General features: G+C 72.1%; 29 protein-coding genes and 1 pseudogene. 21 read left to right on the forward strand and 9 right to left on the reverse strand.

The features are described 5' to 3' along the window. The first annotated feature begins 6 nt into the window (after positions 1-6). From ACFQS7_RS05690 to ACFQS7_RS05700, 3 genes are read left to right on the forward strand one after another with little or no spacing between them, the layout of a single operon-like run. Positions 7-393, forward strand: coding sequence for a YraN family protein (locus ACFQS7_RS05690; protein WP_380066049.1), 387 nt, complete (start codon positions 7-9; stop codon positions 391-393). A gap of 60 nt (positions 394-453) precedes the next feature. Next, on the forward strand, positions 454-1,743 hold the full coding sequence (locus ACFQS7_RS05695) for a serine hydrolase domain-containing protein (RefSeq protein WP_380066050.1): 1,290 nt from the start codon (positions 454-456) through the stop codon (positions 1,741-1,743). Position 1,744: 1 nt separating this feature from the next. Next, positions 1,745-2,710 carry a tripartite tricarboxylate transporter substrate-binding protein gene (locus tag ACFQS7_RS05700; protein ID WP_380066051.1) on the forward strand — a complete coding sequence of 322 codons (966 nt, stop codon included), beginning with the start codon at positions 1,745-1,747 and terminating at the stop codon, positions 2,708-2,710. Here the strand turns inward: ACFQS7_RS05700 and ACFQS7_RS05705 are convergent. From ACFQS7_RS05705 to ACFQS7_RS05720, 4 genes are read right to left on the reverse strand one after another with little or no spacing between them, the layout of a single operon-like run. After that, positions 2,697-3,188 (reverse strand): CinA family protein, encoded by a 492-nt coding sequence (locus tag ACFQS7_RS05705; protein WP_380066052.1) that lies wholly within the window; start codon positions 3,186-3,188, stop codon positions 2,697-2,699. The two genes, ACFQS7_RS05700 and ACFQS7_RS05705, sit on opposite strands and share 14 nt — an antisense overlap. Continuing rightward, complete coding sequence (locus ACFQS7_RS05710) at positions 3,188-3,652, reverse strand: phosphatidylglycerophosphatase A (RefSeq protein ID WP_380066053.1); 465 nt, start codon at positions 3,650-3,652, stop codon at positions 3,188-3,190. The genes ACFQS7_RS05705 and ACFQS7_RS05710 overlap by 1 nt, the downstream gene beginning before the upstream one ends. Before the next feature lie 7 nt (positions 3,653-3,659). Continuing rightward, positions 3,660-4,505 carry an alpha/beta fold hydrolase gene (locus ACFQS7_RS05715; RefSeq protein WP_380066054.1) on the reverse strand — a complete coding sequence of 282 codons (846 nt, stop codon included), beginning with the start codon at positions 4,503-4,505 and terminating at the stop codon, positions 3,660-3,662. Continuing rightward, complete coding sequence (locus tag ACFQS7_RS05720; RefSeq protein WP_380066055.1) at positions 4,505-6,496, reverse strand: lytic transglycosylase domain-containing protein; 1,992 nt, start codon at positions 6,494-6,496, stop codon at positions 4,505-4,507. Before ACFQS7_RS05720 ends, ACFQS7_RS05715 begins: the two co-directional genes overlap by 1 nt. A 178-nt stretch (positions 6,497-6,674) precedes the next feature. Between ACFQS7_RS05720 and dapA the strand changes: the two genes are divergently transcribed. From dapA to ACFQS7_RS05765, 9 genes and pseudogenes are all read left to right on the forward strand, one after another. Next, the gene (dapA, locus tag ACFQS7_RS05725) at positions 6,675-7,553 is read left to right on the forward strand and encodes a 4-hydroxy-tetrahydrodipicolinate synthase (RefSeq protein ID WP_380066056.1); all 879 of its coding nucleotides are present in this window, start codon (positions 6,675-6,677) and stop codon (positions 7,551-7,553) included. A gap of 4 nt (positions 7,554-7,557) precedes the next feature. After that, positions 7,558-8,046 carry an SsrA-binding protein SmpB gene (gene smpB / locus ACFQS7_RS05730; RefSeq protein ID WP_380066057.1) on the forward strand — a complete coding sequence of 163 codons (489 nt, stop codon included), beginning with the start codon at positions 7,558-7,560 and terminating at the stop codon, positions 8,044-8,046. A gap of 65 nt (positions 8,047-8,111) precedes the next feature. Beyond that, entirely contained in the window at positions 8,112-8,786 is a 675-nt protein-coding gene (locus ACFQS7_RS05735) for a sulfite oxidase-like oxidoreductase (protein WP_380066058.1), read from the forward strand. Continuing rightward, positions 8,779-9,324 carry a glutathione peroxidase gene (locus tag ACFQS7_RS05740; protein WP_380066059.1) on the forward strand — a complete coding sequence of 182 codons (546 nt, stop codon included), beginning with the start codon at positions 8,779-8,781 and terminating at the stop codon, positions 9,322-9,324. Before ACFQS7_RS05735 ends, ACFQS7_RS05740 begins: the two co-directional genes overlap by 8 nt. A 940-nt stretch (positions 9,325-10,264) precedes the next feature. Next, a complete protein-coding gene (locus ACFQS7_RS05745) occupies positions 10,265-10,420 on the forward strand; it encodes a hypothetical protein (protein WP_380066060.1) in 156 nt (51 codons plus the stop codon). Between the two features lie 57 nt (positions 10,421-10,477). Next, a complete protein-coding gene (locus ACFQS7_RS05750; protein ID WP_380066061.1) occupies positions 10,478-10,618 on the forward strand; it encodes a hypothetical protein in 141 nt (46 codons plus the stop codon). 9 nt (positions 10,619-10,627) lie between these two features. Next, positions 10,628-10,831: pseudogene (locus ACFQS7_RS05755) on the forward strand (phosphatase PAP2 family protein); the annotation flags it as partial. 298 nt (positions 10,832-11,129) lie between these two features. Next, positions 11,130-11,882 carry a TSUP family transporter gene (locus ACFQS7_RS05760; protein WP_380066062.1) on the forward strand — a complete coding sequence of 251 codons (753 nt, stop codon included), beginning with the start codon at positions 11,130-11,132 and terminating at the stop codon, positions 11,880-11,882. A 143-nt stretch (positions 11,883-12,025) separates the two neighbouring features. Beyond that, positions 12,026-12,808, forward strand: a complete 783-nt coding sequence (locus tag ACFQS7_RS05765) for a substrate-binding domain-containing protein (RefSeq protein WP_380066063.1) — start codon at positions 12,026-12,028, stop codon at positions 12,806-12,808. 4 nt (positions 12,809-12,812) lie between these two features. Here ACFQS7_RS05765 and ACFQS7_RS05770 read toward each other — a convergent pair whose 3' ends face one another. Both ACFQS7_RS05770 and ACFQS7_RS05775 read right to left on the reverse strand, forming a co-directional pair. Further along, the gene (locus tag ACFQS7_RS05770) at positions 12,813-13,415 is read right to left on the reverse strand and encodes a LysE family translocator (protein ID WP_380066064.1); all 603 of its coding nucleotides are present in this window, start codon (positions 13,413-13,415) and stop codon (positions 12,813-12,815) included. Positions 13,416-13,435: 20 nt separating this feature from the next. After that, positions 13,436-14,509: a branched-chain amino acid aminotransferase gene (locus ACFQS7_RS05775; protein ID WP_380066065.1), complete on the reverse strand. Its 1,074-nt coding sequence runs from the start codon at positions 14,507-14,509 to the stop codon at positions 13,436-13,438. Between the two features lie 284 nt (positions 14,510-14,793). Between ACFQS7_RS05775 and ACFQS7_RS05780 the strand changes: the two genes are divergently transcribed. From ACFQS7_RS05780 to ACFQS7_RS05790, 3 genes are all read left to right on the forward strand, one after another. Next, positions 14,794-15,366 (forward strand): MarR family winged helix-turn-helix transcriptional regulator, encoded by a 573-nt coding sequence (locus ACFQS7_RS05780; protein WP_380066066.1) that lies wholly within the window; start codon positions 14,794-14,796, stop codon positions 15,364-15,366. Positions 15,367-15,484: 118 nt separating this feature from the next. Continuing rightward, complete coding sequence (locus tag ACFQS7_RS05785) at positions 15,485-16,198, forward strand: response regulator (protein WP_380066200.1); 714 nt, start codon at positions 15,485-15,487, stop codon at positions 16,196-16,198. Continuing rightward, entirely contained in the window at positions 16,195-17,586 is a 1,392-nt protein-coding gene (locus tag ACFQS7_RS05790) for an ATP-binding protein (RefSeq protein ID WP_380066067.1), read from the forward strand. The genes ACFQS7_RS05785 and ACFQS7_RS05790 overlap by 4 nt, the downstream gene beginning before the upstream one ends. Positions 17,587-17,601: 15 nt before the next feature. On the opposite strand, the gene ACFQS7_RS05795 is transcribed toward ACFQS7_RS05790, so the two are convergent. Next, complete coding sequence (locus ACFQS7_RS05795) at positions 17,602-18,264, reverse strand: NYN domain-containing protein (protein ID WP_380066068.1); 663 nt, start codon at positions 18,262-18,264, stop codon at positions 17,602-17,604. Positions 18,265-18,322: 58 nt separating this feature from the next. On the opposite strand from ACFQS7_RS05795, the gene folK reads away from it, so the two are divergent. The 5 genes from folK to ACFQS7_RS05820 all read left to right on the forward strand — a co-directional run bounded on the left by folK (position 18,323) and on the right by ACFQS7_RS05820 (position 22,872). Further along, the gene (gene folK / locus ACFQS7_RS05800) at positions 18,323-18,829 is read left to right on the forward strand and encodes a 2-amino-4-hydroxy-6-hydroxymethyldihydropteridine diphosphokinase (protein WP_380066069.1); all 507 of its coding nucleotides are present in this window, start codon (positions 18,323-18,325) and stop codon (positions 18,827-18,829) included. A gap of 153 nt (positions 18,830-18,982) precedes the next feature. Then, positions 18,983-19,384, forward strand: a complete 402-nt coding sequence (gene rpoZ, locus ACFQS7_RS05805) for a DNA-directed RNA polymerase subunit omega (protein ID WP_380066201.1) — start codon at positions 18,983-18,985, stop codon at positions 19,382-19,384. 10 nt (positions 19,385-19,394) lie between these two features. Then, positions 19,395-21,689 carry a RelA/SpoT family protein gene (locus ACFQS7_RS05810; protein WP_380066070.1) on the forward strand — a complete coding sequence of 765 codons (2,295 nt, stop codon included), beginning with the start codon at positions 19,395-19,397 and terminating at the stop codon, positions 21,687-21,689. Beyond that, positions 21,686-22,096, forward strand: a complete 411-nt coding sequence (acpS, locus tag ACFQS7_RS05815) for a holo-ACP synthase (protein WP_380066071.1) — start codon at positions 21,686-21,688, stop codon at positions 22,094-22,096. Before ACFQS7_RS05810 ends, acpS begins: the two co-directional genes overlap by 4 nt. 35 nt (positions 22,097-22,131) lie before the next feature. Beyond that, positions 22,132-22,872, forward strand: a complete 741-nt coding sequence (locus ACFQS7_RS05820) for an SDR family oxidoreductase (protein ID WP_380066072.1) — start codon at positions 22,132-22,134, stop codon at positions 22,870-22,872. A gap of 56 nt (positions 22,873-22,928) precedes the next feature. Here ACFQS7_RS05820 and ACFQS7_RS05825 read toward each other — a convergent pair whose 3' ends face one another. Together ACFQS7_RS05825 and ACFQS7_RS05830 are read right to left on the reverse strand one after the other, a co-directional pair. Next, entirely contained in the window at positions 22,929-23,666 is a 738-nt protein-coding gene (locus ACFQS7_RS05825) for a DsbA family oxidoreductase (protein WP_380066073.1), read from the reverse strand. Positions 23,667-23,688: 22 nt separating this feature from the next. After that, a complete protein-coding gene (locus tag ACFQS7_RS05830; RefSeq protein ID WP_380066074.1) occupies positions 23,689-24,384 on the reverse strand; it encodes a glutathione S-transferase family protein in 696 nt (231 codons plus the stop codon). Between the two features lie 172 nt (positions 24,385-24,556). Between ACFQS7_RS05830 and pobA the strand changes: the two genes are divergently transcribed. Further along, positions 24,557-25,738 (forward strand): 4-hydroxybenzoate 3-monooxygenase, encoded by a 1,182-nt coding sequence (pobA, locus tag ACFQS7_RS05835; RefSeq protein ID WP_380066075.1) that lies wholly within the window; start codon positions 24,557-24,559, stop codon positions 25,736-25,738. Positions 25,739-25,783 lie beyond the last annotated feature (45 nt).

Genomic DNA, 25,783 nt, shown 5'->3' on the forward strand with positions numbered 1-25,783 from the left:
CCCAGCATGGTGACCGACCCCGCCCGCCACCTCCGCGGCGCCCGCGCCGACGTCACCGGCCGCGCCGCCGAGGACGCCGCGGCGGATGCGCTCGTCGCCGGCGGCTGGCTGGTCCTCGGCCGCCGCATCCGCACCCCGGCCGGCGAATTGGACCTCGTCGCCGAGCGCATGGGCCTGCTCGCCTTCGTCGAGGTCAAGGCCCGGCCCAGCCTGACCGAGGCCGCCTTCGCGCTGGCGCCCCGGCAGCGCGCCCGGCTCGTCGCCGCGGCCGAATGCTGGCTGGCGGAGCATCCCGGCCATGGCGCTGCGGGCATCCGCTTCGACGTGCTGCTGGTCGCCGCCGACGGCCGCGTGCGGCGCATCGCCGACGCTTTCCGGCTGGGCGATGCTTGACCCGGCGCGCCGCGGGCGTGCAGCGTCCCGGCCATAAGATCCAAGGGAAGGAGACATTTCATGTTCGAACGCCGCGCCGCCTTCGCGCTCGCCGCCGGGGCCGCCACCGCCGCGCTCATCCGCCCCGCCGCCGCCAACGATGCCGGCCCGCTGGCCCGCGCCGCGCGGCCGGAGGATGCCGGCCTGTCGCGCGACCGGCTCGGCCGCGTCACCGCCTGGCTGCAGGCCGAGGTGGACGCCGGCCGCATCCCCGGCGCCGTCGTCGCGGTCGGCCGCAGCGGCAAGCTCGTGCTGCATGAGCCCGTCGGCTTCCGCGACCGCGACTCCCGCGCGCCGATGCCGGCCGATGCGATCTTCCGCATCGCCTCGATGACCAAGCCCTTTGCCTCGCTGGCCCTGATGATGCTGGCGGAGGAAGGCAAGGTGATGCTCTGGCATCCGGTCAGCCGCTACCTGCCGGAGTTCAAGGGCCAGAAGGTCGGGCTGGAAGGCATTCCGGTCGAGCGCGAGGCCACCGTGCAGGACCTGCTGCGCCACACCGCCGGCCTGACCTATGGCGCGCTGCCCGGGCCGGGCCCGGCGCCGCATCCGGTGCAGTCGGCCTATGTCGCCGCCAAGGTCGCCGACCGCAGCCTGACCTCGGCCGAGTTCATCACGCGCCTGGCGGCCCAGCCGCTGATGTTCCAGCCCGGCACCACCTGGGAATACAGCCAGGCCACCGACGTGGTCGGCCGCATCGTCGAGGTGGTCTCCGGCCAGGACCTCGACGCCTTCATCCGCGCCCGCATCTCCGCCCCGCTGGGCCTCGCCGATACCGGCTTCTGGGCGCCGGCCGAGGCCGCCGACCGCGTCGCCCGCGCCCAGGTCGACCCGGTGACCAAGGCCCGCCAGGCGGTCCCCGATGCGCTGGAGAAGCCGGCCATGTTCTCGGGCGGCGGCGGCATGGTCTCCACCGCCATGGACTATGCGCGGTTCTGCCAGATGCTGCTGAACGGCGGCCGGCTGGGGGAGGCGCAGGTCGCCTCGCGCAGCACCATCGACCTCATGACCGCCAACCACCTGCCGGAGGGCACGCAATACGGCCCCGGCCTGCTGGTGCGCTTCGGCGGCCTCGCCCCGGCGCCGGTCACCGGCTACGGCTTCGGGCTCGGCTTCGCGGTGCGCACCGCCCAGGGCCGCAGCCCGGTGCCAGGCAATGTCGGGGACTATTTCTGGGGCGGCGCCTATGGCACCTATTTCTGGATCGACCCGAAGGAGGAGCTCTACGCCGTGCTGATGCTGCAGGGACCCTCCGACCGCATCCAGTACCGCTACGCGCTGCGGCAGCTGGTCTACCAGGCGCTGACCTGACATGGCGCTCGCGCGACGGCTGCTGCTCGCGGCGCTGGCCGCACCCGCCGTCGCGCGGGCCCAGGGATGGGCGCCGGACCGCAGCATCACCCTGCTGCACGGCTTCGGCCCCGGCGGGGCGGCCGATACCATCTGCCGCATCCTGGCGCCGCCGCTGGCCGAGGCGCTCGGCCGGCCGGTGGTGGTGGAACCCCGCCCCGGCGCCGGCGGCAACATCGGCTCCGCTGCCCTGGCCCGCGCGGCGCCGGACGGCCATACGCTGGGGCTGCTGACCGGCAGCCACGGTGTGGCGGCGGCCTTCGGCCGCGCGGCGGGGTTCGATCCGGTCGACAGCTTCGCCTGGATCAGCGTCGCGCTGCGCTACGCCTTCGTGCTGGTGGCGCGGGCGGATGGGCCCTACCGCGACCTCGGCGCCCTGGTCGCCGCGGCCAGGGCGCGGCCGGGCGCGGTGCAGTACGGCACGCTTGGCCCCGGCTCCTCGCACCACCTGACGGGGGAGCTGTTCAGCGCCGCCGCGGGGATCGAGATGGCCCAGGTGCCCTATCGCAGCGACGTCGCCGGCCTCGGCGGCGTGCTGGGCGGCGAGCTGCCGCTGATGGTCAGCACCTCGGTCGGTGCCATGGGCCTGCTGCAGGACCCGAAGCTGCGCGGCCTGGCGGTCACCGCCGACCGGCGCAGCCTCCGCTTCCCGGCGATCCCGACGGTGGCCGAATCCGGCTTCCCCGGCTTCCGCTCCTATACCTGGGCCGGCCTCGCCGCCCCGGCCGGCACGCCGGCGCCGGTCGTCGCCACGGTCCATGCCGCGCTGCTGCGGGCGCTGGCCCAGCCCGCGGTGCGGACGAAGCTGGAGGAACTGACCGATGGCGAGGTCGATCCCAGCGCCCCTCCCGCCACCCGCGCCCTGGTGCTGGCGGAGATCGCCGCCTGGCGCGGCCTGATCGCGGCACGCGGCCTCAGCGCGGATTGAGCAGCCCGCGCACCAGGGCGAAGACCTCGGCCACCGTCGCCGCCCGCACCGCCGTGCGGTCGCCCGGGAAGACCCGGCGGATCGCCCGGGTCTCGCCCCGCATCGCCGCGGCCATGTGGACCAGCCCCACCGGCTTGCCCGGCGTCGCGCCGCCCGGCCCGGCGATCCCGGTGCAGGACACCGCCAGGTCGGCGCCGCTGCGGGCCAGCGCGCCTTCGGCCATCCGCCGCGCAACGCTGTCGCTGACTGCGCCATGGCCCTCGATCACCCCCCAGGGGATGCCGAGCACGTCCCGCTTGGCCTCGTTCGAATAGGTGACGAAGCCATGCGTGACGACGGCCGAGCTGCCGGCGATGGCGGTGAGGGCCGCGGCGATCAGCCCGCCGGTGCAGCTTTCGGCGGTGGCCAGCGTCAGGCCGCGCGACTGCAGCAGCGCCAGCAGGTCGCGCGCCTCGTCCAATGTGGCTTGCGGCAGCATCAGAGGATCCCTTCGGGCAGCGCCGCGCGCGCCAGCAGCACCAGCGCCGCGGCCAGGGCGCCGGCGAAGACGTCGTCCAGCATGACGCCCAGCGCGCCATGCTGCCGGTCGGCCCAGCCGACCGGGCCGGGCTTGACGATATCGAAGACCCGGAACAGCAGGAAGGCCAGCAGCACGCCATAGCCCCCGGCCCCGGCGGGCAGCGCGGCCAGCGCCAGCAGCTGCCCGGCGCCCTCGTCCACCACCACCCAGGACGGGTCGGCGGTGGTGTCGTCGCCCAGCATCCGCCGCGTCGCCCAGAAGCCCGCCGCGGTCAGCAGCAGCGCCAGGCCGAGGCAGGCCAGCGGCCCGAGCAGCACCGCCGGCAGCACGATGGCGGATCCCCAGCTGCCCGGCGCCGGCCGCAGCCGCCCGACTCCGCCGAGCGTCGCCACCGCATAGGCGAGGCCCTGCCCGGGACTCACGGCAGGCTCACGGCATCTGGGCCAGCCAGCGGCCGATCGCCTCCAGCGCCGCCGGCTCGCCGAGTCCCGGCGCATGGCCGATGCCGGGCAGGGAGCACAGCGCCATCTCCGGCCGCGCCGCGCGCATGTCCTGCACCGTCCGGGCGGCGAGCACCGTGCTCTCCTGGCCCCAGACCAGCAGCGTCGGGATCTCGGGGATGGCGCGGAAGAAGGGCCAGAGGTCGGGCGCACCGGCGCCGTTCTTCGGCAGGATGTCGACGATGCGGATGTCCCAGCGCGGGTGCCAGCGGCCATCCCTGCCGTGCTGATAGGTGCGCTCGGCGACCTCCGGCCAGCCGGCCTCGGTGATGCCGAGCGGCGGCAGCCGGGCCTTGAGGAAGGCCACGGCCTCGTCCCGCGTGGCGAAGCCGGGGTCGCGGCCGATGATCTCGCCGATGGAATCGAGCCCGCCCTGCTGCAGCGAGGGGCCGGTGTCGTTCAGGGCGAGGCCGGCCAGCACGCCCGGCCGCACCGTGCCGAGCGCCATGCCGAGGATGCCGCCGAAGCTGGTGCCCAGCAGCGCGACCCGGTGCAGGCCGAGCGCCGCCATGGCGTCAAGCACGTCGCCGATCGCCATCTGCGGCGCATAGCGGCCGGGGGCGGCGGCGCGGCCGCTCTCGCCATGCCCGGCATAGTCCAGCGCCACGATGCGGCGCGTGCCAGCGAAATGCTCCGCCACGTGGATGAAGTCGAGCCCGGAGCGCGAGATGCCGGACAGGCAGAGCAGCGGCGTCGCGTCCGCCGGCCCCGCCCAGTCGCGCGCGGCCAGCCGCAGCCCGTCGCGGGCGCTGACGAAACGCTGGCGAGGCGCCATCACGCCGGCGCCCGCAGCCACTGCGTCATCGGGTGTTCCAGCGCCGCGGACCGTGCATCGAGCGCGCGGTAGATGGCCATGTTCTCGATCACCCGCTGGACATAGTTGCGGGTCTCGGCAAAGGGGATCTGCTCCATCCAGTCGAGCATGGCGACGCCGCCGCCGCGCGGGTCGCCATAGGTGCCGAGCCATTCGTCCACCCGGCCCGGCCCGGCATTGTAGCCGGCGATGGCGAAGGGGAGGGTGCCGCCGAAGCGGGCCAGCAATTGGTCCAGGTAGGCGGCGCCGAGGCGCATGTTGTGGCCGGTGTCGGTGGTCAGCATGCTCACCTGATGCCTGAGGCCGAGCCGCTTGGCCACACCGCTGGCGGTGGCCGGGAGCAACTGCATGAGACCGCGGGCATTGGCCGAGGAGACCGCCTCGGGGTCGAAATTGCTTTCCTGCCGGGTGATGCCGAAGATCAGGGCCGGCTCCGGCGCCTCGGGCGGGGCGGGGTAGGGGGCGGGCCAGCCCTCGGCCACGGCCATCAGGCCGCTCGCCCCGGCGCGGCGGACCACCCAGACCGCATTGTCCGGCCGGCCGACCTGTTGCGCCAGGCGGGCGGCGAGGATCTTCTCCGCCGGATCGGCCGAGAGGTCCTCCAGCCGCAGCAGGAAGGGGCGGGTACGGCGGCTCTCGCCGATGTCTGCCAGCGCCAGCACCACTTGGGCCGGCTCCCTGGCTGCGAAGGCCTGGGCCTGGGCGGCGGAGGGCTGCGGCGCCGGGGCGCGGGCGATGCGGGCGGACAGCGCCTGGCCGTTCTCCCCCAGCGTCACCGCGGCCAGTTGGCCATAGAAGGCGAGGGGGAATTCGGCGGCTGCGCGGTAGCGGTCCTGGGCCCGCTGGCCGGCCCCCTGGGCTTCCGCCGCGCGGCCCTGCCAGTAGAGGCTGCGGGCGCGGGTGATGACGCTGCGGCTGTCCTCGCCGATCCGGGCGAAATGGCGTTCCGCCGTCGCGGCATCGCGCAGGAAGCGCAGCGCGAGGAAGCCGGCGAGGAATTCGGCATCCTGCCGCGGCTCCCCGGGCGCGGCGATGCCATGCCCGGCGGCGACGCCATAGGCGGCGCGCGGATCGCCGAGGCGGAGCAGCTTTCGCGCCAACAGTTGCCGTTCCGCCCAAGTGGCGCGGGCGGTGTCGGGGGCGGGGAGCGGGATCAGCCGGGTGCCGGCGGCGAAGGCGGCGGCGGCTTCCTGGTCCTGGTCGCGGCGGCGCAGCCAGCGGGCGCGCTCGAGCGTCAGCCCGGCATCGGCGGGGGCGGCGGCGGCCATGCCGGGGGCGTCGGCATCGGGCCGGTCGGCGGCATAGGCGAGGCGGGCGGCGGCACGGGCCTGCTGCGCCGGGTCCAGATAGGGCATCGCCCGGGCGGCGGCGGCGGCGTCCCGTGCCAGGGCCAGCCGGTCGAAGCGGCGGGCATGCTCCGCGGGCGTCAGGCTGGCGGCGTTGCGGGTGAGGAAGGCGGTCTCGGCCACCGGGTCGGCCGGCGCCTCGGCCCAGCCGGTGCGGAGCACCTGGGTCGCCTGGTCCGTCCGGCCGGCGCGGGCCAGCACGTCCGCCAGGCGCTGGTAGCCGTCCATGCTGCGCGGGGCGCGGGCGGCGAACCACTGGGTGGCCAGACTGTCGTCGGGGTCGAAGGCAAGGGTCTCCTCGACCCGGCGGCCGAGCAGGTCCTGGCCGGGCCATTCCGGGTTGCCCAGGGCGAAGCCGATGACCTCGGCCGCGCCGGCGGCCTGGCCGCGCTGCTGCAGCCGGAGCCAGGTGACGTATTTCCGGATCAACGGATCGGCGGACTGCGCCGCGGCATCGGCCTCCGCCCAGCGCTGCGCCTGTGCAAGGGCAACGGCCTGGCGGCCGGCGAGCCGCGTGGCCTCCCCCCCCGCGAAGGCGGTGGGCTGGGCGAGGGCAGCGCCCGGGAGCAGGGCTGCGGGCAGGGCGAGGAGGGAGCGGCGGCGCATTCCCGCTTCTTAGGGCAATTCCGCGGCCGATGCGCGGGCGATCCGGCGCCGCGGGCCGCGTCGCCCTTGCCCCTGCGATCCCCGGTGACTAGGTTCTCCGCCCCGGGCGCATCCGCCGCGCCGGGGGAGATGCGCCCGGCGGCAACGGGCACCCACCGCCCCACCGGAGGAAAGCCAGATGTTCAAGGGATCGATGGTCGCGTTGATCACGCCGATGCGTGCCGACGGCTCCCTGGACGAGAAGGCCTTCGCCGAGTTCGTCGAATGGCAGATCGCCGAGGGCACCGAAGGGCTCATCCCGGTCGGCACCACGGGCGAAAGCCCGACCCTGTCGCATGAGGAGCACAAGCGCGTCGTCGAGATCTGCGTCGAGGTGACGCGCGGCCGCGTGCCCGTCATCGCCGGCGCCGGCAGCAACAGCACCGCCGAGGCGATCGACTTCGCCCGCCATGCCAGGAAGGCCGGCGCCGATGCCACGCTGGTGGTGACGCCCTACTACAACAAGCCGACCCAGGAAGGCCTCTTCCTGCACTACACCGCGATTGCGGACGCCGTCGACCTGCCGCTGTTCATCTACAACATCCCCGGCCGCAGCGTGGTCGACATGTCGGTCGAGACCATGGCGCGGCTGGCCAAGCACAAGAACATCGTCGGCGTGAAGGACTCGACCGGCAACCTGGCCCGGCCGCTGCACACGAAGCGCGCCTGCGGCGAGGATTTCATCCAGCTTTCGGGCGAGGACCATCTCGCCGTGTCGTTCAGCGCCTCGGGCGGGCATGGCTGCATCAGCGTCAGCGCCAATGTCGCCCCGCGCCTGTGTGCGGAGATGCACAAGGCCTGGCGGGCCGGCAAGCTGGCCGAGGCGATGGCGATCCAGGACCGGCTGGTGCCGCTGCACGACGCGATGTTCTGCGAGACCTCGCCCGGCCCGGTGAAGTATGCCGCCAGCCTGCTCGGCAAGACCGCCGACCACTGCCGCCTGCCGATGGCGCCGGTCGCCGCCTCGACCAAGGCGCGGGTGCGGGATGCGATGGTCTCCGTGGGAATCCTGAACTGACCCCATGGCGGAACCGGCAAAAAAGAAGACCCTGATCTCGCACGGCATCGCCTCGCAGAACCGCAGGGCGCGCTACGACTACACCATCGGCGAGACGATGGAGGCCGGCATGGTGCTGTTCGGGCCGGAGGTGAAGTCGCTCCGCGCCGGCCGCGCCACCTTGTCCGAGGCCTGGGCCGGCGAGCGCGACGGCGCGATGTACCTGTTCGGCTGCACCATCCCGGAATGGCAGGCCGGCAGCACGGTGGCGAAGTTCGAGCCGGGCCGGCCGCGCAAGCTGCTGCTGCACAAGAAGCAGGTGAACGAGCTGATCGGCGCCATCGGCCGCGACGGCGCCACCATCGTGCCGCTACAGATCCACTTCAACGACAAGGGCATCGCCAAGGTCGTGCTGGGCATCGCCGAGGGGCGCAAGAAGCATGACAAGCGGAATGCCATCGCCGAACGGGACTGGGCGCGCGACAAGGCGCGGCTGATGCGGAATCGGGGGTAGGGGGCCGCGTCTCTCCTCTTGCGTCCGCCGCCGGCGCTGGCACGTAAGGGATGCAGGAGAGCGAGATGACAGACGACGACGATACCGTCCCGGTGACCGGCAGGATCCGCGACAAGCTGGTCGAGACCAAGCAGGCCTGGGCCCGCGACGGCCGCCTGCTGACCGGTACCCACGCGGACCCGACGCGCGACCGCCTGCCGCCCGGCCAGACGCTGGTGAAGGACTGGCCCGTCCTCGACCTCGGCGTCCAGCCGGACGTGGCGCCGGACAAGTGGCGGCTGCGGGTGGAGGGCCTGGTGCAGGCCCCGGTCCGCCTGACCCTGCCGGAATTCATGGCCCTGCAGCAGGCGGAGCTGGTCAACGACATCCACTGCGTCACCCAATGGTCGCGTTACGACAACCACTGGCAGGGCGTCCGGGCGAAGGACCTGATCGCCATGGCGCGGCCGAAGGACGAGGCCCGCTTCGTCTCCTTCACCTCCTATGACGGCTACACCACCAACGTGCCGCTGGCGGAGTTCACCGCCGACGAGGTGCTGCTGGCGCATTCCTGGGAAGGCGCGCCGTTGACCCGCCAGCATGGCGGCCCGGTGAGGGTGGTGCTGCCGCGCCTCTATTTCTGGAAGAGCCCGAAATGGGTCACCCGGATCGAGCTGCTGCGCGAGGACCGGCCGGGCTTCTGGGAAGTCCGCGGCTACCACAACAATGGCGACCCCTGGGCGGAGGAGCGGTATGGTTGAGATCGGGCGGCGTGGTGCCATCCTGCTGGGGGGCGCGCTGATGGTGGGCGATGCGGCGGCGGCCTCGGCCAGCCTGTACGATTTCCGGATGGAGGCGATCGAGGGCGGCCCGCTGGAGCTGGCGGCCTATCGCGGCAAGCCGGTGCTGGTGGTGAACACCGCCAGCTTCTGCGGCTACACGCCGCAGTATGCCGGGCTGCAGGCGCTGCACGAGAAATACGGCCCGCGCGGACTGGTGGTGCTCGGCGTGCCGTCGCAGGACTTCAACCAGGAATCCTCGGACAATAAGAAGATCAAGGATTTCTGCGACGCCAACTACAACGTCGAATTCCCGATGACCACGGTCTCCCGCGTTCGCGGGGCGCATGCGGCGCCGCTCTTCGCATTCCTCGCGGAACGCGGCGGCGGCCCGCCGCAGTGGAATTTCCACAAGTACCTGGTGGGCCGGGATGGCCGCACCGTGCGTGGCTTCTCGACCCAGACCGGGCCGGAGTCCCGTGCTCTGGTCCAGGCGATCGAGGCGGCGCTGGCGGCCTGATGCCAACGCCCGCATTGCGTGACCTGCGGTGGGCGAAGCCCGCCGAGGCGCCGAATGTGCGGCGAGCCAAGGCCGCGGATGCGGCCGCCCGGCGCCTGAGGGAACGGCGAGTCATGCCAACGGTCATTGAAGATGACCGCTGGCATGGGAGGCCTTCAGCGGTCGGTCCCATGAAGGGCTTCGCGCCCGCGGGCCGCGCGCGAAGCCGGAAGCGGCCTCGCAGGCGATCAGGCAAGCCGCAAGCGCGCCCGGTGTGACCGCGGTTCAGCGCAGTCACACTCCGGCATGCCGGCAGGCTGCGCCATCACTGCGGACGGTGCAGCGGTCGTGTCGGTTACCTGGTGGCGCAGGCGGCCGATGACCTCTTGCCCGCGTCCAGTCCGGGCGGGCCGGGCAGGCGCCCTTTGTCCGCACGGCCCTCGTGTCCGGCTTGCCTGCGCATCGGAGGGAGAGCGCCCGACCGTCACTGCGATCCGGTCGGTCGTGCCCTCCACCGGCAGCCTGCGGGACACCGCGCCCGGCACTGCGCACCCATGGCCGGGTTCGGCCTGGCGCCGCGCTCCGCAGACCGGTCCGGCAATGCCGCCGATCCCGCTCCGCATCCATCTGGCCGGACGGACCGCGCCGGCGCCGACGTACGGGCGCGGTACCATCCCGCTGATTTCGTGACTCAACCGCATGGCCGCAGGCCAAACCCGGTCAGGGCAGTTGGTGTCATTCCGGGTAGCGTTTCGAACGCCATATCCCGCGGCTGTCCCGCACCCAGGCCGAACAGTGCAAATCCAGAAACGAGAACATTGGCGGGGCCATAAATGAGGAACGGTCATCTCGTTTTGATGTCGCGTGGCTCACCGTACTGTCATCTGCTTGTCATGAATTGCAACCGGGATGCCGCCGCAGACACCCTCCCCAACGCCGAAGGCGAATGCAAGCTTGCCTGATGGAATGGATGCAAGCTGTTGATTTCGCTGCGGCAAAGGCTGCCACTGCGCTGGGTGACGCGAGCACGGGCATGCTCCTGGTCACCCGGATCGCGGCCATGCTGCTGGATGCCAACCTGATCAAGATGGGTCCACTAATACTGTTGTTATTCTAGACATGGTTGAGGTCCGGGCATGTGGATTCAGGAGGCAGGGGCGCGGGCGGCGTTCTCATGGCCCCGTCGCCGATGCTGCGCACCCTGCTCGGAGTCGTACTCGCGCTCGGGACCGGCCGCTTGCTGCAGGAGATCCTGCCGATGCGGCCACGACCGCGCTTCGCCCATCCCGACCTGGCATCCCCGACCACCAGCTAGGGCTTCGGCCTGGGCGACTGGAGTTCGCTTCCCTCCGATCATGCGATGCTGGTCTTCGCCATCGTCGCTGCCATCTGGACGGCCTCTTACCGGCTCGGCTTGCTTGCGGCGGCATGGGGCACCCTGATGGTGTGCCTCCCGCGCATCCTGTTCGGCGTCCACTCTGTTTCGGACATCGTCGTGGGCGTCGTGCTGGGCATAGTCATCATGGGCCTTGCCACGAAGCTGCCGCTGCCGGCCGCAGCCCTCGCGTGGTTGTGCCGGCTCGATGCGCGCCGGCCGTCGCTTGTCGTCCTTGGCCTCTGCCTGCTTGGCTGGGAGCTCACCGACCTGTTCGGCACCTCGCGGCGGATCGTCGCGGCGTTCGGGACGGCCGCGCGCATCATGGCCGAGGGATCGGGCTTAGCCTCGTCGCGCGGCGCTGGTGGCAGGCGCCGGGCCGGTACGCGGGCCGGGCGCCCGGATACCGGGCGTATCGTCGGGCCAGCCGCGAGGCTAGCCTGCCAGCCGCATGATCCCCTTCGATCCGGCCGAGTCGGCCTTCGTCCTCGGCGCCTTCACGGTGGCCGGCTTCGTCAAGGGCGTGGCCGGTTTCGGCCTGCCGACGGTGACCCTCGGCCTGCTGGCTTTGACCCGCCCGCTGCCCGAGGCCATGGCTCTGATGCTGGTGCCGACGCTGGCCACCAATATCTGGCAGTCGCTGGTCGGCCCTGCGCTGGTCCCGGCACTGCGCCGGCTTTGGCCCTTCCTTCTCGCCGCGGTCCTCGGCACCTTCGCCGGTGCCGGCATCCTGGCGCGGTCGGATGCGGTGCTGCTGTCCGGCCTGCTCGGCCTGCTGCTGATCCTCTCGGCGGTGCTGGCGTTGGGCGGCCTGCCGATGCCGGCGCCGACCCCGGCGCGGGAACGCTGGCTCGGGCCGCTCGTCGGCGGCACGGCCGGGCTGCTGACCGGCATGACCGGCAGCTTCCTGATGCCGGCCGCGCCCTATCTCGCCGCGCTGAAGCTGCCGCCGCAGCATTTCGTCCAGGGCTTCGGCCTCGGCGCGCTGCTGGCGACGCTCGCGCTCGGACTCGGCATGGCCGGGGCGGGGCTGCTGCCGGCGGATCTCGGCCTCGCCTCGCTGGTCGGCGTGGCGCCGGCCTTCCTCGGCATGGCGCTCGGCACCCGGGTGCGCCGGGCCATGCCGGCGGCGCGGTTCCGCACGGTGATCCAGGCCGCGCTCGGGCTTGTGGGGGTGTGGCTGGCGTTCCGGGCCTTCGCCTGACGCGGCCCGATGACGAACCCGCCGGGCGGGAGGGACCCTGGCCGGGAAGGGAGCCTGGCGGCCGCGCGCCGCCCCATGGGGGATTGCCGCCCGGGCCGCGCCGGGGCCGAATGCCGGCAGCCACGCCACCCCGGGAGGTCACCATGCGAAGCATCCCCAGCGGCCGCCGCGCCCTGCTCGGCCTCCTCGCCGTCCTGCCGCTGCTGGCCGGCACCGCCGCCGCGGCGGAGCTGAAGGTGATGAGCTCCGGCGCCTTCACCGCCCCGCTCCGGCTGCTGATCCCGGAATTCGAGAAGGCGACGGGCCATACCATCACGCTGTCCCTCGGCGCATCCATGGGCAATGCGCCGGACGCCATCCCCAACCGCCTGGCGCGGGGGGAGGCGGCGGACATCGTGATCATCGCCGGCGAGTCGATCGACAAGCTGATCGCCGAAGGCCGGCTGCGGCCCGGCAGCCGCACCGACATCGTGCTGTCGCGCATCGGCGTCACCGTCCGGACCGGCGCGCCGAAGCCGGATATCGCCACGGTCGAGGCGGTGCGGTCGATGCTGCTGGAAGCGCCCTCCATCGCCTATTCGGCCAGCGCCAGCGGGGTCTATGTCTCGACCGAGCTGTACCAGCGGCTCGGCATCGCCGAGCAGGTCGCCCCCAAATCCCGCCGCATCCTGAGCGAGCGGGTCGCCGCCGTGGTGGCGCGCGGCGAGGCGGCGGTCGGCTTCCAGCAGGTCAGCGAGATCCTCGGCATCCCCGGCGCCGATTATGTCGGGCCGCTGCCGGAAGCCTTGCAGCGGGTGACGGCCTTCTCGGCCGGGCTCGCCGCCGGGGCGGCGCAGCCCGAGGCGGCGCGGCAGCTCGTCGCCTTCCTGCGGGCGCCGGCGGCGCATCCGGTGATCCGCAGCCTCGGGCTCGACCCGGCGCCCTGAGGCACTATCCGGCGAGCACCGGGACCAGCGAGGCCACCAGCAGCGCCGCCATCCCGCGGTTGAACCAGCGCAGCGAAGCCGGGTCGCGCAGCAGCCGCGCCGTCCCGGCGCCGAGTGCCGCCCAGGCCAGCAGGCTGCCGCAGGCGGCGACGGCGAAGAGCGCGGCCAGGGCCAATGCCTCGCCCAGCAGGCCGGACTCGCCACCGGTATAGGTGGCGACGGCGCCGGCCGCGATGATCCAGGCCTTGGGGTTCACCCATTGGAACAACGCCGCCTGCAGCGCCGTCATCGGCCGGCCCGGTGCCGCGCCCGGCGCCGGCGGCGCCGCAGTGGCGATGCCCCAGGCCAGCCACAGCATCCAGGCTGCCCCGGCCCAGCGCATCGCCAGCATCACCCCGGGCGCGTCGCGCAGCAACTGCGCCGCGCCCAGTGCCACCAGCACCAGCATCACGGGGAAGCCGACCGAGACGCCGAGCACCTGCGGCAGGCTGCGCCGCAGGCCGAAATTCGCCGCGGTCGCCGCGACCAGCGCGTTGTTCGGCCCCGGCGTCGCCGACATCGCCAAAGCGAAGCCGGCCGCCGAGAGGAACCAGGCGGTGCCCTGCACGGCGCCGCCCCCGCACCGTGTCAGACCGGCTCCACGACGCTGGTCCAGCCATGCGGGTCGTTGGTGCGGCCGTACTGGATGCCGACGATGCTGTCGTACAGCTTGCGGGTCACCTCGCCGGTCTCGCCGCCGTTCACCGTCACGTCCTCGCCCTTGTAGCCGAGCGTGCCGACCGGCGAGACCACCGCGGCGGTGCCCGTCCCCCACATCTCCTTCAAGGTGCCGTCGCGGCCGGCCTGCATCACCTCGTCGATGGTGATCGGCCGTTCGCTGATGCGCAGGCCCCAGTCGTGCATCAGGGTCAGCGCGCTGTTGCGGGTGACGCCGTCGAGGATGGTGCCGGCCAGCGGCGGGGTGATCACCTCGTCGCCGATGCGGACCATGATGTTCATGGTGCCGACCTCGTCGAGGTACTTGCGGTGCACGCCGTCGAGGTACAGCACCTGGGTATAGCCGGCGGCCGCCGCGTCGCGCTGGCCGGCCAGGCTGGCGGCATAGTTGGCCGCGGTCTTGGCTTCCCCCGTGCCGCCCTTCACCGCCCGGACATGGCTGTCGGAGGCCAGGATGCGCACCGGCTTGACGCCCTCGGCATAGTAGCTGCCGACCGGCGAGAGGATCAGGAAATAGAGGTAGCTGTGCGCCGGGTGCACGCCCAGCATGACGTCGGTGGCGATGATGGTCGGCCGCAGGTACAGCGAGGTGCCCGGCAGGTGCGGCACCCAGTCGTGGTCCACGCCGACCAGCGCGTCGAAGCTCCGGCGGATGATGTCCACCGGCAGTTCCGGCATGCACATGATCCTGGCGGACTGGTTGAACCGCGCCGCGTGCCGGTCGGGGCGGAACAGCCGGATCTTGCCGTCGTCGCCGCGGAAGGCCTTCAGCCCGTCGAAGATGGCCTGGCCGTAGTGCAGCACGGTGGTGGCCGGGTCCATGGTGAGCGGGCCGTAGGGGACGATGCGCGGCGCGTGCCAGCCCTTGCCCTCGTCGTAGTCCATCAGGAACATGTGGTCGGTCAGCACCTTGCCGAAGGACAGGCTCTCATCGGCCGGCTTCGGCTTCGGCGTGGTGGTGCGGGTGGTGGGGAAATCGCCCATGGTTCGGGTCCTTCTGGCTGGCGTCTCGTGGCCCCGGCCGGGGCCGGAATTCGGGCGGCGTCGGGGGGTGCCTCAGCCCTTCGCGGGCCGGACGACGACCGCGATCCGGACTGGCGAGGCGTCGCCCCCTGACCCGGAGCCGGCCGGGCCGCCGCAAGGAACCATCACCATGACCGCGTTCTCCGCAATATCGTTGCTTGCCGCCGGGGCAAACTAGACCCGATCGGAAAAATGTGTCAACATTGCTGACCAAACCGGAGGCCAGACGGCGCAGCATGCCAGCCATGCCCGAACCACCCGACCCGAGGGCCGAACAGCAGGTCGGCGCGCCGGTCGGCGCCGGCCGCAACCTGCTGTTCCTCCGGGAGGAGGAACTGCGCCTGGCGCAGGACCTGCTCTTCTTCGGCTACCGCGATTTCACCGCCGGCGCCGACCAGATCCTGGAAGAATTGGGCATGGGAAGGGCGCACCACCGGGTGCTGCATTTCGTCGGCCGCCGGCCGGGCATCACCGTCGGCGACCTGCTCGGCATCCTCGGCATCACCAAGCAGTCGCTGGCCCGCGTGCTGACCCCGCTGATGGCGGAGGACTACGTCGTCCAGGCGACCGGCCGCAGCGACCGCCGCCAGCGGCTGCTGTCGCTGACCGCGAAAGGCGAAGCGCTGGAGCGGCGGCTGTTCGAGCGGCAGCGCGAATGGGTCATGCAGGCCTACCGCGAAGCCGGGCCGATCGCGGTGGAGGGCTTCCGCCGCGTCATGCGCGGGCTGATGGGGCCGGAGGCGCGGGCGCAGCTCGAACGGCTGGAACGCCCCTCGCCAAGCCGGGCCGGCACCACATCTCTCGCCCGCACCGGTTGACGTCGCGCTCGCCCTGGCGGGGGCCGGCATGCGAGTCTGCGGACCGGTGAACGCTATGGAGTCGCGCAGCCTGGGCGGTGCCGCCCGCCGCGCCCGCCTTGGGGAGAATACGCTGGACATGCCGGCCGAGCTTGCCGCCGACAACGCCCATCTGCTGGTGGTGGACGACGATGCCAGGCTGCGCGCCCTGCTGCAGCGCTACCTGGCGGAGCAGGGCTTCCGGGTGACCGCCGCGGCGGATGCGGCCGCGGCGCGCGGCACGCTGGCGGCCATGGCCTTCGACCTGGTGGTGCTGGACGTGATGATGCCGGGGGAGACCGGCCTCGAACTGGTCGAATCGATGCGCCGCGACGGCAACGACGTCCCCGTCCTGATGCTGACCGCGCGCGGCGGGCCGGACGACCGCGTCGCCGGCTTCGAGCTGGGCGCCGACGACTACCTGGCCAAGCCCTTCGACCCGCGCGAGCTGGCGCTGCGCATCCGCACCATCCTGCGCCGCACCGCGCCGCCGCCGCCGGCGCTGCTGCCGCAGGCGCCGGTCCAGCTCGGCATGCGCTGGTTCGATGCCGAGCGATCGGAGCTGCGTGGCCCGGACGGCACCATCCGGCTGACCGGCGGCGAGGCGGCGCTGCTGGCGGCACTCGCCCGCCGCCCGGGCGAGGTGCTGAGCCGCGAGGAGATCGCCGCCGCGCTCGGCACGCCGGAGGCCGGCGAGCGCGCGGTGGACGTGCAGGTCACGCGGCTGCGCCGCAAGATCGAGCCCGACCCGCGCGAGCCGCGCTTCCTGCATACCGTGCGGCACCGCGGCTATGTGCTGCGGCCAGGCCCTTGACCGCGCCGGAAGGGGGCAAGCCGCTCAGCCGCGCGCTGCGCGCCCTGCTGCCGCGAGGCCTGCTGGCGCGGTCGGTGCTGATCATCCTGGTGCCGATGCTGATCCTGCAGGCGGTGGCCCTGCAGCTGTTCTACGGCGCGCATCTCGACGTCGTCTCCCGCCGGCTGGCCGGCGGCGTCGCCGGCGACGTGGCGATGCTGGTCGAGCTGGTGCGGCGGGAGGAGCCGGAGAACCGCGCCTGGATCTTCCGCGAGTCCGCCTGGCGGCTCGACCTCGCGCTGGCCTACGAGGCGGATGCGAGGATCCAGTTCATCTCCCGCCCGGCCAGCCTGCCGCTGCTGCCGCTGGAGGAGGACCTGAACAACGCGCTGCGCGAACGCTTGCGGCTGCCCTTCGACACCGACTGGCAGAGCGACCCGCGCAGCATCATCATCCGGGTGCAGTTGCCGGACGGCGTGCTGCACGTGGAGGCCCCGCGGAAGCGGCTGTTCACCTCGACGCTCTATCTCTTCGTCATCTGGCTGGTGGGGTCGGCGCTGCTGCTGTCCGGCATCGCCATCCTGTTCATGAAGAACCAGGTGCGGGCGATTCGCCGGCTGGCCGCGGCGGCGGAGGCCTTCGGGCTCGGCCGCGACGTCGGGCCGATGAAGCCGGAGGGCGCCAGCGAGGTGCGCCAGGCGGCGCAGGCCTTCAACCGCATGCAGGAACGCATCCGCCGCTTCGTCGGCCAGCGGACCGAGATGCTGGCCGGCATCAGCCACGATTTGCGCACCCCGCTGACCCGCATGCGGCTTGCCCTGGCCATGCTGCCGCGCGACGCCGACACCGAGGAGGACCTGGCGGCGCTCAACCAGGATGTCGAGGAGATGGAGCGGATGACGGCCGCCTACCTGACCTTCGCGCGCGGCGAGGGGGTGGAACAGTCGCGCCCGGCCGACCTGGTCGAACTGGTCCAGGACGTCGCCGCCAATGCCCGCCGGACGGGGGCGCAGGTGGAGGTGGCGGCGCCGGAGAGCCTGGCCATGCCGCTGCGGGCCGATGCGGTGCGGCGCTGCCTCGGCAACCTGGTGGACAATGCGCGGCGGCACGCCCAGCGCATCGCGGTGGGCGTCCGGACGGTGCCGCGGACCGGGCTGGGCGGCCCGGGCAGCGACCCGCGCGGGGAGCAGCAATCGCTCTGGGCCGAGGTGACGGTGGACGACGACGGGCCCGGCATCCCGGCGGCGGAGCGGGAGGACGCCTTCCGGCCCTTCCATAGCGGCTCGCCCGACGGGACCGGGCTGGGGCTGGCGATCGCCCGCGACATCGTCCGCGCGCATGGCGGCGAGATCGTGCTGGAGGCGAGCCCGCTGGGCGGGCTGCGCGCCCGGGTGCGGCTGCCGGTCTGAGCCCCGGCGGCCGGCCTAGTCCGGCAGGTCCGGGGTCTCGCGGAAGGGATCGGCCGGGGTGGCGCGGACCGGCACGCCGGGCCGCGCCACCGGGGCCACCGGTGCCCGCGCCCGCGGCTCGACCTGCCGGCGGGTGATGTGCTCCGCCAGGTCGGCCAGGTCGATGAAGGCATCGGCCTGCCGGCGCAGGTCGTCGGCGATCATCGCCGGCTGGGTGCGGATGGTGGAGATCACGGTCACCCGCACGCCGCGGCGCTGGACCGATTCGACCAGCCGGCGCAGATCGCCGTCGCCGGAGAAGATCACCACATGGTCGACCGAGGGGGTGAGGTCGAGCACGTCGACCGCCATCTCGATGTCGACGCTGCCCTTGACCCGGCGCCGGCCGGTGGCATCGGTGAACTCCTTGGCCGGCTTGGTCACCACGGAATAGCCGTTGTAGCCGAGCCAATCGACCAGCGGCCGGAGCGGCGAATACTCCTCGGTCTCGAGCAGCGCGGTATAGTAGTACGCGCGGACGAGATAGGATCTCTGCCGAAAGTGATTCAGCAGGTTCTTGTAGTCCACGTCGAATCCCAGGGTGCGGGACGCGGCATAAAGGTTGGCCCCGTCGATGAAGACGGCGATCCGTTCGATACGCTCTGGCTGCAAGCTACGCGCTCTCGAAATGTGATGCATGCCGGAAAGGCACCTTTCCATACTAGTCTAGGCTTCTCGATTTGTAAGCGAGAAAACCATGATCCTTATCGCGTTAGGAGCGAATTTGCCGGCCGCAGCCGGGACCCCCCCCTTGCAGACCTGTCAGGCCGCTGCCGCAGCCCTCGATTCCCTGCCCGGGTTACGGCTCCGGGCGCTCTCGCGCTGGTACCGCACCGTGCCGGTTCCATCCCTGCCCGGTGCCCCGCTTTTCGTCAACGGGGTGGCGCGGCTGGACGGCGAAGCGGGCGATCCGGCCGGCCTGCTGGCCGCGCTGCATGCCATCGAGGACCAAGCCGGCCGCCAGCGACCCTTCCCCAATGCGCCGCGGGTGCTCGACCTCGACCTCATCGATCTGGACGGGCTGCGCCGCACCGCGCCCGATCCGGTGCTGCCGCATCCCCGGGCGCATCTGCGCCCCTTCGTGCTGCAGCCCCTGTTCGATGTCGCTCCCGGTTGGGTTCACCCGGTGCTCGGCCGGGCGGTGGAGTCCTTGCTTGCCGGCCTGCCGCCGGACGAAGCTCCGCCGGAGCCGATCCTGGTTTGACATGGGCCGGCCGGGCCGCGATGCCAGGGGACCTGTCACCAATTCGGCGCTTGCGGCTTGCATCGGCCGGCCCTGGTGGCTATCTGGAAGGTTCTCCTGCAGACCTTTGCCGCGGGCCGCCTTTCCCGCTGCCCAAATGAACACGAGGCCGTCATGGCGCGCGTCACCGTTGAAGACTGCATTGTCCAGATCCCGAACCGCTTCGAGCTGGTGCTCATCGCGGCGCAACGGGCCCGCAACATCGGCCGCGGCGAGGATCTGACCGTCGACCGCGACAATGACAAGAACCCCGTTGTGGCGCTCCGCGAGATCGCCGACCAGACCATTGCCCTCGATTCGGTCGAGGCCGACCTGATCAAGTCGCTGCAGCGCGCGCCGGAGCCGGAGCCGGCGGAGGAGGAGGTGCTCGACCTCATCGCCACCGACGAGAACATCTTCGGCGTCATGGACGTGAACGAGGAACTGCCCGCCGACGGCGCCGGGCTCGAGGAGATGTCGCCGGACGACCTCGAAGCCGCGATCGCGGCCGAACTGGGCGGCGGCGGCCGCCGCTGAGGAGGGCCGATTGACCGCGCGCGACGCCGGGCCCCTGCAGGCACCGGTGCCGCGCGCGCCGGAAGGGACGGTCGCGGGCGTCGCCACCACGCCGATCCCCGGCCTTGAGGAGGCCATCGCGCTTGCCCGCCGCGTCGCGGGCTACGACCCCCGCGCCGATGTCGCCCTGATCGAGCGCGCCGGCCAGGTCGCCGCCGAGGCGCATGCGGCGCAGAAGCGCGACAACGGCGACCCCTACATCACCCACCCGATCGCGGTCGCCAACATCCTGGCCGACTATCGGCTTGACAGCGCGACCATCGCGACCGCCCTGCTGCACGACGTCGCCGAGGACACCGCCTTCGGGCTGAAGGAGATCGAGCGCCGCTTCGGCAGCGAGGTCGCCCGGCTGGTGGACGGGGTGACCAAGCTCACCCGTATCGAGTTGCAGAGCGAACGGACCAAGCAGGCCGAGAACCTCCGCAAGCTGGTCCTGGCGATGAGCGAGGACATCCGCGTCCTGCTCGTGAAGCTGGCCGACCGGCTGCACAACATGCGCACGCTGCATTTCGTGCCGCAGGCCGAGCGCCGCCGGAAGACCGCGCGCGAGACCATCGACATCTTCACCCCGCTCGCCGAGCGCATCGGCATGGATGCGCTGAAGACCGAGCTGGAAACGCTGGCTTTCCAGGAACTGCACCCGGAGGCCCGGCAGACCATCGCCGCCCGGCTGACCTTCCTGCGCGGCCAGGGCGCCAACCTGATCCGCGAGATCGAGCAGGACCTCAAGCGCGTATTGGCCAGCCACGGCGTGCATGCGGTGGACGTGGTGGGGCGGGAGAAGTCGCCCTATTCGATCTGGCTGAAGATGCAGAAGAAGAACGTGGCCTTCGAGGCGCTCTCGGACGTCATGGCCTTCCGCGTCCTGGTCGACGACCGGGCCGCCTGCTACGTCGCGCTCGGCGCCGTGCACGACGCCTACCGCGTGGTCCCGGGGCGGTTCAAGGACTACATCTCGACGCCCAAGACCAACGGCTACCAGTCGCTGCATACCGGCGTGACGGTGCCGGAACGCCGCAATGCCAAGATCGAGGTGCAGATCCGCACGCAGGAGATGCACGAGGTCGCCGAGAACGGCGTCGCCGCGCACTGGATCTACAAGCAGGTGCCGGACGCCCATCCCGGCGGCGCCCGCAAGCGCTACCCCTGGGTCCGCGCCCTGCTCGACATCCTGGAGAATGCCGAGGGCGCGCAGGACTTCCTCGACCATACCAAGCTGGAACTGCACCGCGACCAGGTCTTCTGCTTCTCCCCCAAGGGCGACCTGATCGAGTTGCCGCGCGGCGCCACGCCGATCGACTTCGCCTATGAAGTGCACAGCCAGGTCGGGGATTCCTGCGTCGGCGCCAAGGTCAACGGCAAGATCGTCCCGCTGCGCCACCAGCTGGAGAACGGCGACCAGGTCGAGATCATCACCGCCCGTGGCGGCCAGCCCAACCCGGGCTGGGAACGCTTCGTCGTCACCGGCAAGGCGCGCGCCCGCATCCGCCGTTTCGTCCATGCAAGGCTGCGCGAGGAGCACATGGAAGGCGGCCGCGCCGCCATCGCCAAGGCCTTCCGCCAGGAAGGGCTGGAAGCTACCGAGAAGCTGCTGGAAGGCGCGCTCAAGCCGCTCAAGCAGGCCGGGCTGGAAGACCTCTACACCGCCGTCGGCTCCGGGTCGCTTTCGGCGCGCGAGGTCATGCACGCCGCGGTGCCGGAACTCCGCATCCCGCCGCGCATCGCCGACGCGCTGCCGCTGTCCCGGCCGCGCGGCCGGATCGGCGCCAGCCCGATGCTCGGCCGGCCGGACCGCCCGGGCGCGCCGCGCACCGGCAATGCCGGGCTGCCGGTCACCGGCCTGGTCAGCGGCATGCCCTTCCACTTCGCCGGCTGCTGCCACCCGCTGCCGGGCGAGCGCATCCTCGGCATCGTCACCACCGGCAAGGGCGTCACCATCCACGCGACCGACTGCCACACGCTGGAGAATTTCGCGGCCACGCCGGAGCGTTTCCTCGACGTCGACTGGGACGAGGCCTCGGCCGCCGCCCGGGTCGGCCGCGTGGTGGTGGAGACGCGCAACCGCAGCGCGGCGCTGTCCGCCCTGGCCGAGACGGTGGCGCAGAACGACGGCGCCATCGCCGGGCTGAAGGTGCAGCACCGCGACGGCGATTCGATCGAGGTGCTGCTGGACATCGAGGTCACCGACCTGCGCCATCTAGAGCGTATCATGGCGGCGCTGCGGGCCCCGGCCGACAATCTGCGCGTGGAGCGGATGCGCGGATGATTTTGGGGCTGGGCAACGACATCTGCGACATCCGCCGGCTGGAACGCGTGCTGGAACGGCATGGCGAGCGCTTCCTCGACCGCGTCTTCACCCCCGTCGAGCGCGCCAAGGCGGAGAAGCGCACCGAGAAGCTCCGCGCCGGGACCTATGCCAAGCGCTTCGCGGCGAAGGAGGCCGCATCGAAGGCGCTTGGCACCGGCTTCGCCCAAGGGGTCTTCATGCGCGATATCGGCGTGGTGAACCTGCGCTCCGGCAAGCCGACCCTGGCGCTGACCGGCGGCGCCGCGGCGCGGCTCGCCGCACTCACCCCGCCCGGCCACGCGGCGCAGGTCGACCTGACCATGACCGACGAATACCCCTACGCCTCGGCCATCGTCATCATCTCGGCGGTCCGGCTGGCCGGATAGCCCCGCCCCGCCTAATACCGGCGGCGGAGGACCCCATGAACGCACTCGATTTCAAGGGCCGCGTCGCGGCCATCACCGGCGGCGCCCGCGGCATCGGCCTGGCGGTCGCCGAACGCATCGCCGCCAGCGGCGGCCGCCCGGCCATCTGGGACGTCGACCTGGCCGAGGCCGAGGCGGTCGCTGGCCGGCTCGGCGGCTTCGCCGCCCGCGTCGACGTCGCCGATCATGCCAGCCTCGAAGCGGCGCTGGCCGCGACCGAAGCCGCGCTCGGCCCGCTCGACATCCTGGTCGCCAATGCCGGTATCACCGGGCCGAACATGCCGGTGGACCAGTACCCGATCGACGCCTGGCGCCAGGTGATCGAGATCGACCTGACCGGCGTCTTCCTGTCCTGCCGCGCCGTGGTGCCGGGCATGCGGGCGCGCAACTATGGCCGCATCGTCAACGTCGCCTCGATCGCCGGCAAGGAAGGCAACCCGAACGCCGCGGCCTACTCGGCGGCCAAGGCCGGCGTCATCGGCTTCACCAAGTCGCTCGGCAAGGAATTGGCGCAGACGCCGATCCGGGTGAACTGCGTGACGCCGGCGGCCGCTGCCACCGACATCTTCAAGCAGATGACGCAGGCGCAGATCGACTACATGCTGTCGAAGATTCCGGCCAACCGCTTCGCCCAGGTGGAGGAGATCGCCGCGCTGATCTGCTGGCTGGCGACCGAGGATTGCAGCTTCTCGACCGGGGCGGTGTTCGACGTCTCCGGGGGACGCGCGACCTACTGAGAGGCGGCAAGGGCAGGGGGAAGGCATTCCCCCTGCACCCCCATCCGTTTTCCGGGTTATTCGGCCGCGCGGGCGGCGGGGCTGCGCAGGATGGCCAGGGCGCGGCGGAAAGCGTCGGCCATGCGGTCGGCGGGCATCGCGCCGCTGAAGACCACATGGCCGTCCAAGGCGAAGGTCGGCACGCCGGACAGGCCCCCGCGGCGGAAGCCCATGTCCTCCTGCAGCACCTCGGCCGTGCCTTCGTCGCCTGCGAGGTAGGCCGCCACGTCCAGCCCCTGCGCGCCGGCGATCTCCGCCAGCACCGCGCGGTCGCCGATGTCGCGGCCCTGCTGGAAATAGCCGACGAACAGCGCCTCCACGACCTTGTCCTGCACCGTCGGGCCCTGCATGCCCGCGAGGCGGATCAGCCGGTGCGCATCCACCGTGTTCGGCGTGCGCAGCATCAGCGCATGGCGGAACTCCACCCCCGCGGCACGGCCGGACGCCGCCACCTGGGCGTCCAGCTCCCGGCTCCGCGCCACGCTGCCGAATTTGGCGGCGCGGTAGCTGTCCCGCTCCACTCCTTCCTTCGGCATGTCGGGGTTGAGCTGGAAGGGGCGCCAATGCACCTCGAACCGCTCGCCCGCCTCGGCCAGGATGGCCAGCGCGCCTTCCAGGTTGCGCTTGCCGACCCAGCACCAGGGGCAGATGGCATCCGACACGACGTCGATCCGCGCCGGAACGCGCTCCAGCGGCAGCGCCCCGCCGGCGGCGGCCGGCACCTCGCACCCATCCGGGCCACAGATCTCGCTCATCCTGCCGCTCCTGCTTCGGTTCTCAGACTTCGTGGCCCGGGGCGGCGCCGGCAAGCCCGTCGAACATCGCCAGCATCCGCCCGCGCCAGGCATGCACCGGGTCGTCGGCCTCCAGCAGCCGGAAAGGGCTCACCGCGCGCGCCCACATGAAGGCGCCGAAGACGATGTAGTCGGCATAGGCCGGCGCCTCGCCGGCCAGGAAGGCCTGGCCGCGCAGCGCCAGCCGCACCGGCTGCAGATCCTTGCGGAAGGCCGTCAGGCTGGCCTCCCGCGGGGCGACGAAGGCCTCCAGCGTGGTGCCGAAGCGCGCCTCGCGGCTGGCGCGGAAATACCCGGCATCCTCCGGCCGCAGGCAATCGAGAAGGTCCCGCACCACCATCCGGGCGATCCAGGGATGCAGGATGCTGTCGGTCCAGCCGTTGACGAAGCGCGTCACTGCCTGCGCCTCCGGCCCGCCGAACAGGCTCGGCCGGTGCGGGTAGGCGTCCTCGAGGTATTCGGCGATGGCCCAGGAATCGTGCAGCGTCCGGTCGCCGTCCACCAGCACCGGCACCAGCGCCTGGCCGGAAAAGGCGATCCGGTCCTTTTCGGTGAAGCGCCAGGGGACGGTCTCCACCGTCAGGTCCTTGTGCGCCAATGCCATGCGGGTCCGCCAGCAGAAGGGGCTGAAGCGCAGCGCCGGATCGGCACCGGCAAGGTCGTACAGCACGCGGCTCATGGCGATGTCCCCAGGATGGTCGTGGCCCGCCCAGCGCCTTGCTGGCGCCCTGATTCGCGGGGCCAGGCAGCACCCAGTGTCGCCTGCCCGCCGCATCGGCGCAAACCGCGGGCGAAAGCCTTGCCAGGGGCCGCGAAGCCTGCACAGTCGCGGCATCGACGGGAGAGGCGCCATGCGCACGCAGGTGGGGATCATCGGGGCCGGGCCGGCCGGGCTGCTGCTGGCGCATCTGCTGCACTTGGCCGGGATCGAGAGCGTGATCCTGGAAGCGAAGTCCCGCGCCTATGTCGAGGGGCGCATCCGCGCCGGCCTGCTGGAACAGGGCAGCGTCGACATCCTGACCCAGGCGGGCGTCGGCGACCGCCTGCACCGGGAGGGGCTGCCGCACGAGGGGATCGAGCTGCGCTTCGATGGCCAGGGCCACCGCATTGACCTGACCGGCCTGACGGGCAAGCGGGTGACCATCTATGGCCAGCAGGAGGTGGTGAAGGACCTGATCGCCGCGCGGCTCGCCTATGGCGGCGCCCTGCTGTTCGAGGTCGAGGCCGCCGCGGCGCACGACATCGACAGCGACTATCCCAGCATCACCTTCCACCATGAGGGCCGGGCGCAGACCCTGCATTGCGACGTCGTCGCCGGCTGCGACGGCTTCCACGGCATCTGCCGCGACGCCATCCCGGCCGAGGTCCTGCGCGTCTACGAGCGAATCTATCCCTTCGCCTGGCTCGGCATCCTGGCCAGTGCGCCGCCGGCCTCGCATGAGCTCATCTATGCGCGGCACGAGCGTGGCTTCGCCCTGGCCACCATGCGCAGCAACTCCCTGGCCCGGCACTATGTCCAGTGCCGGCCCGACGAAGACATCGCCGACTGGTCAGACGACCGCATCTGGGCCGAACTCCACGCCCGCATGCTCGACCGCGACGGCGCCTCACCGGTCAAGGAAGGCCCGATCCTGCAGAAGGGGATCACCCCGATGCGCAGCTTCGTCGCCGAGCCGATGCGGCACGGAAGGCTCTTCCTGGCCGGCGACGCCGCGCACATCGTGCCCCCCACCGGCGCCAAGGGGATGAACCTGGCAGTCGCCGACATCGTCGTCCTTGCCCGGGCGTTGGAGGCCTTCTACCGCGGCCGCGGCACCGCCCTGCTGGACGCCTATTCCGCCACCGCCCTGCGCCGGATCTGGAAAGCGCAGCGCTTCTCCTGGTGGATGACCTCCATGCTGCACCGCTTCGACGGCGGCGACCCCTTCGAGCACAAGGTGCAGGTCGCCGAGCTCGACTACGTCTGCGGCAGCGCCGCCGGGTCGCTGACCCTGGCCGAGAACTATGTCGGCCTGCCGATGCAGATGGGATGACCCGCCGGCCCGCCCCGGCCTATCCTCCGGGCGGGAGGACCCGAG

The organism is Dankookia sp. GCM10030260 (assembly GCF_042666655.1).
Lineage (GTDB): Bacteria > Pseudomonadota > Alphaproteobacteria > Acetobacterales > Acetobacteraceae > Paracraurococcus.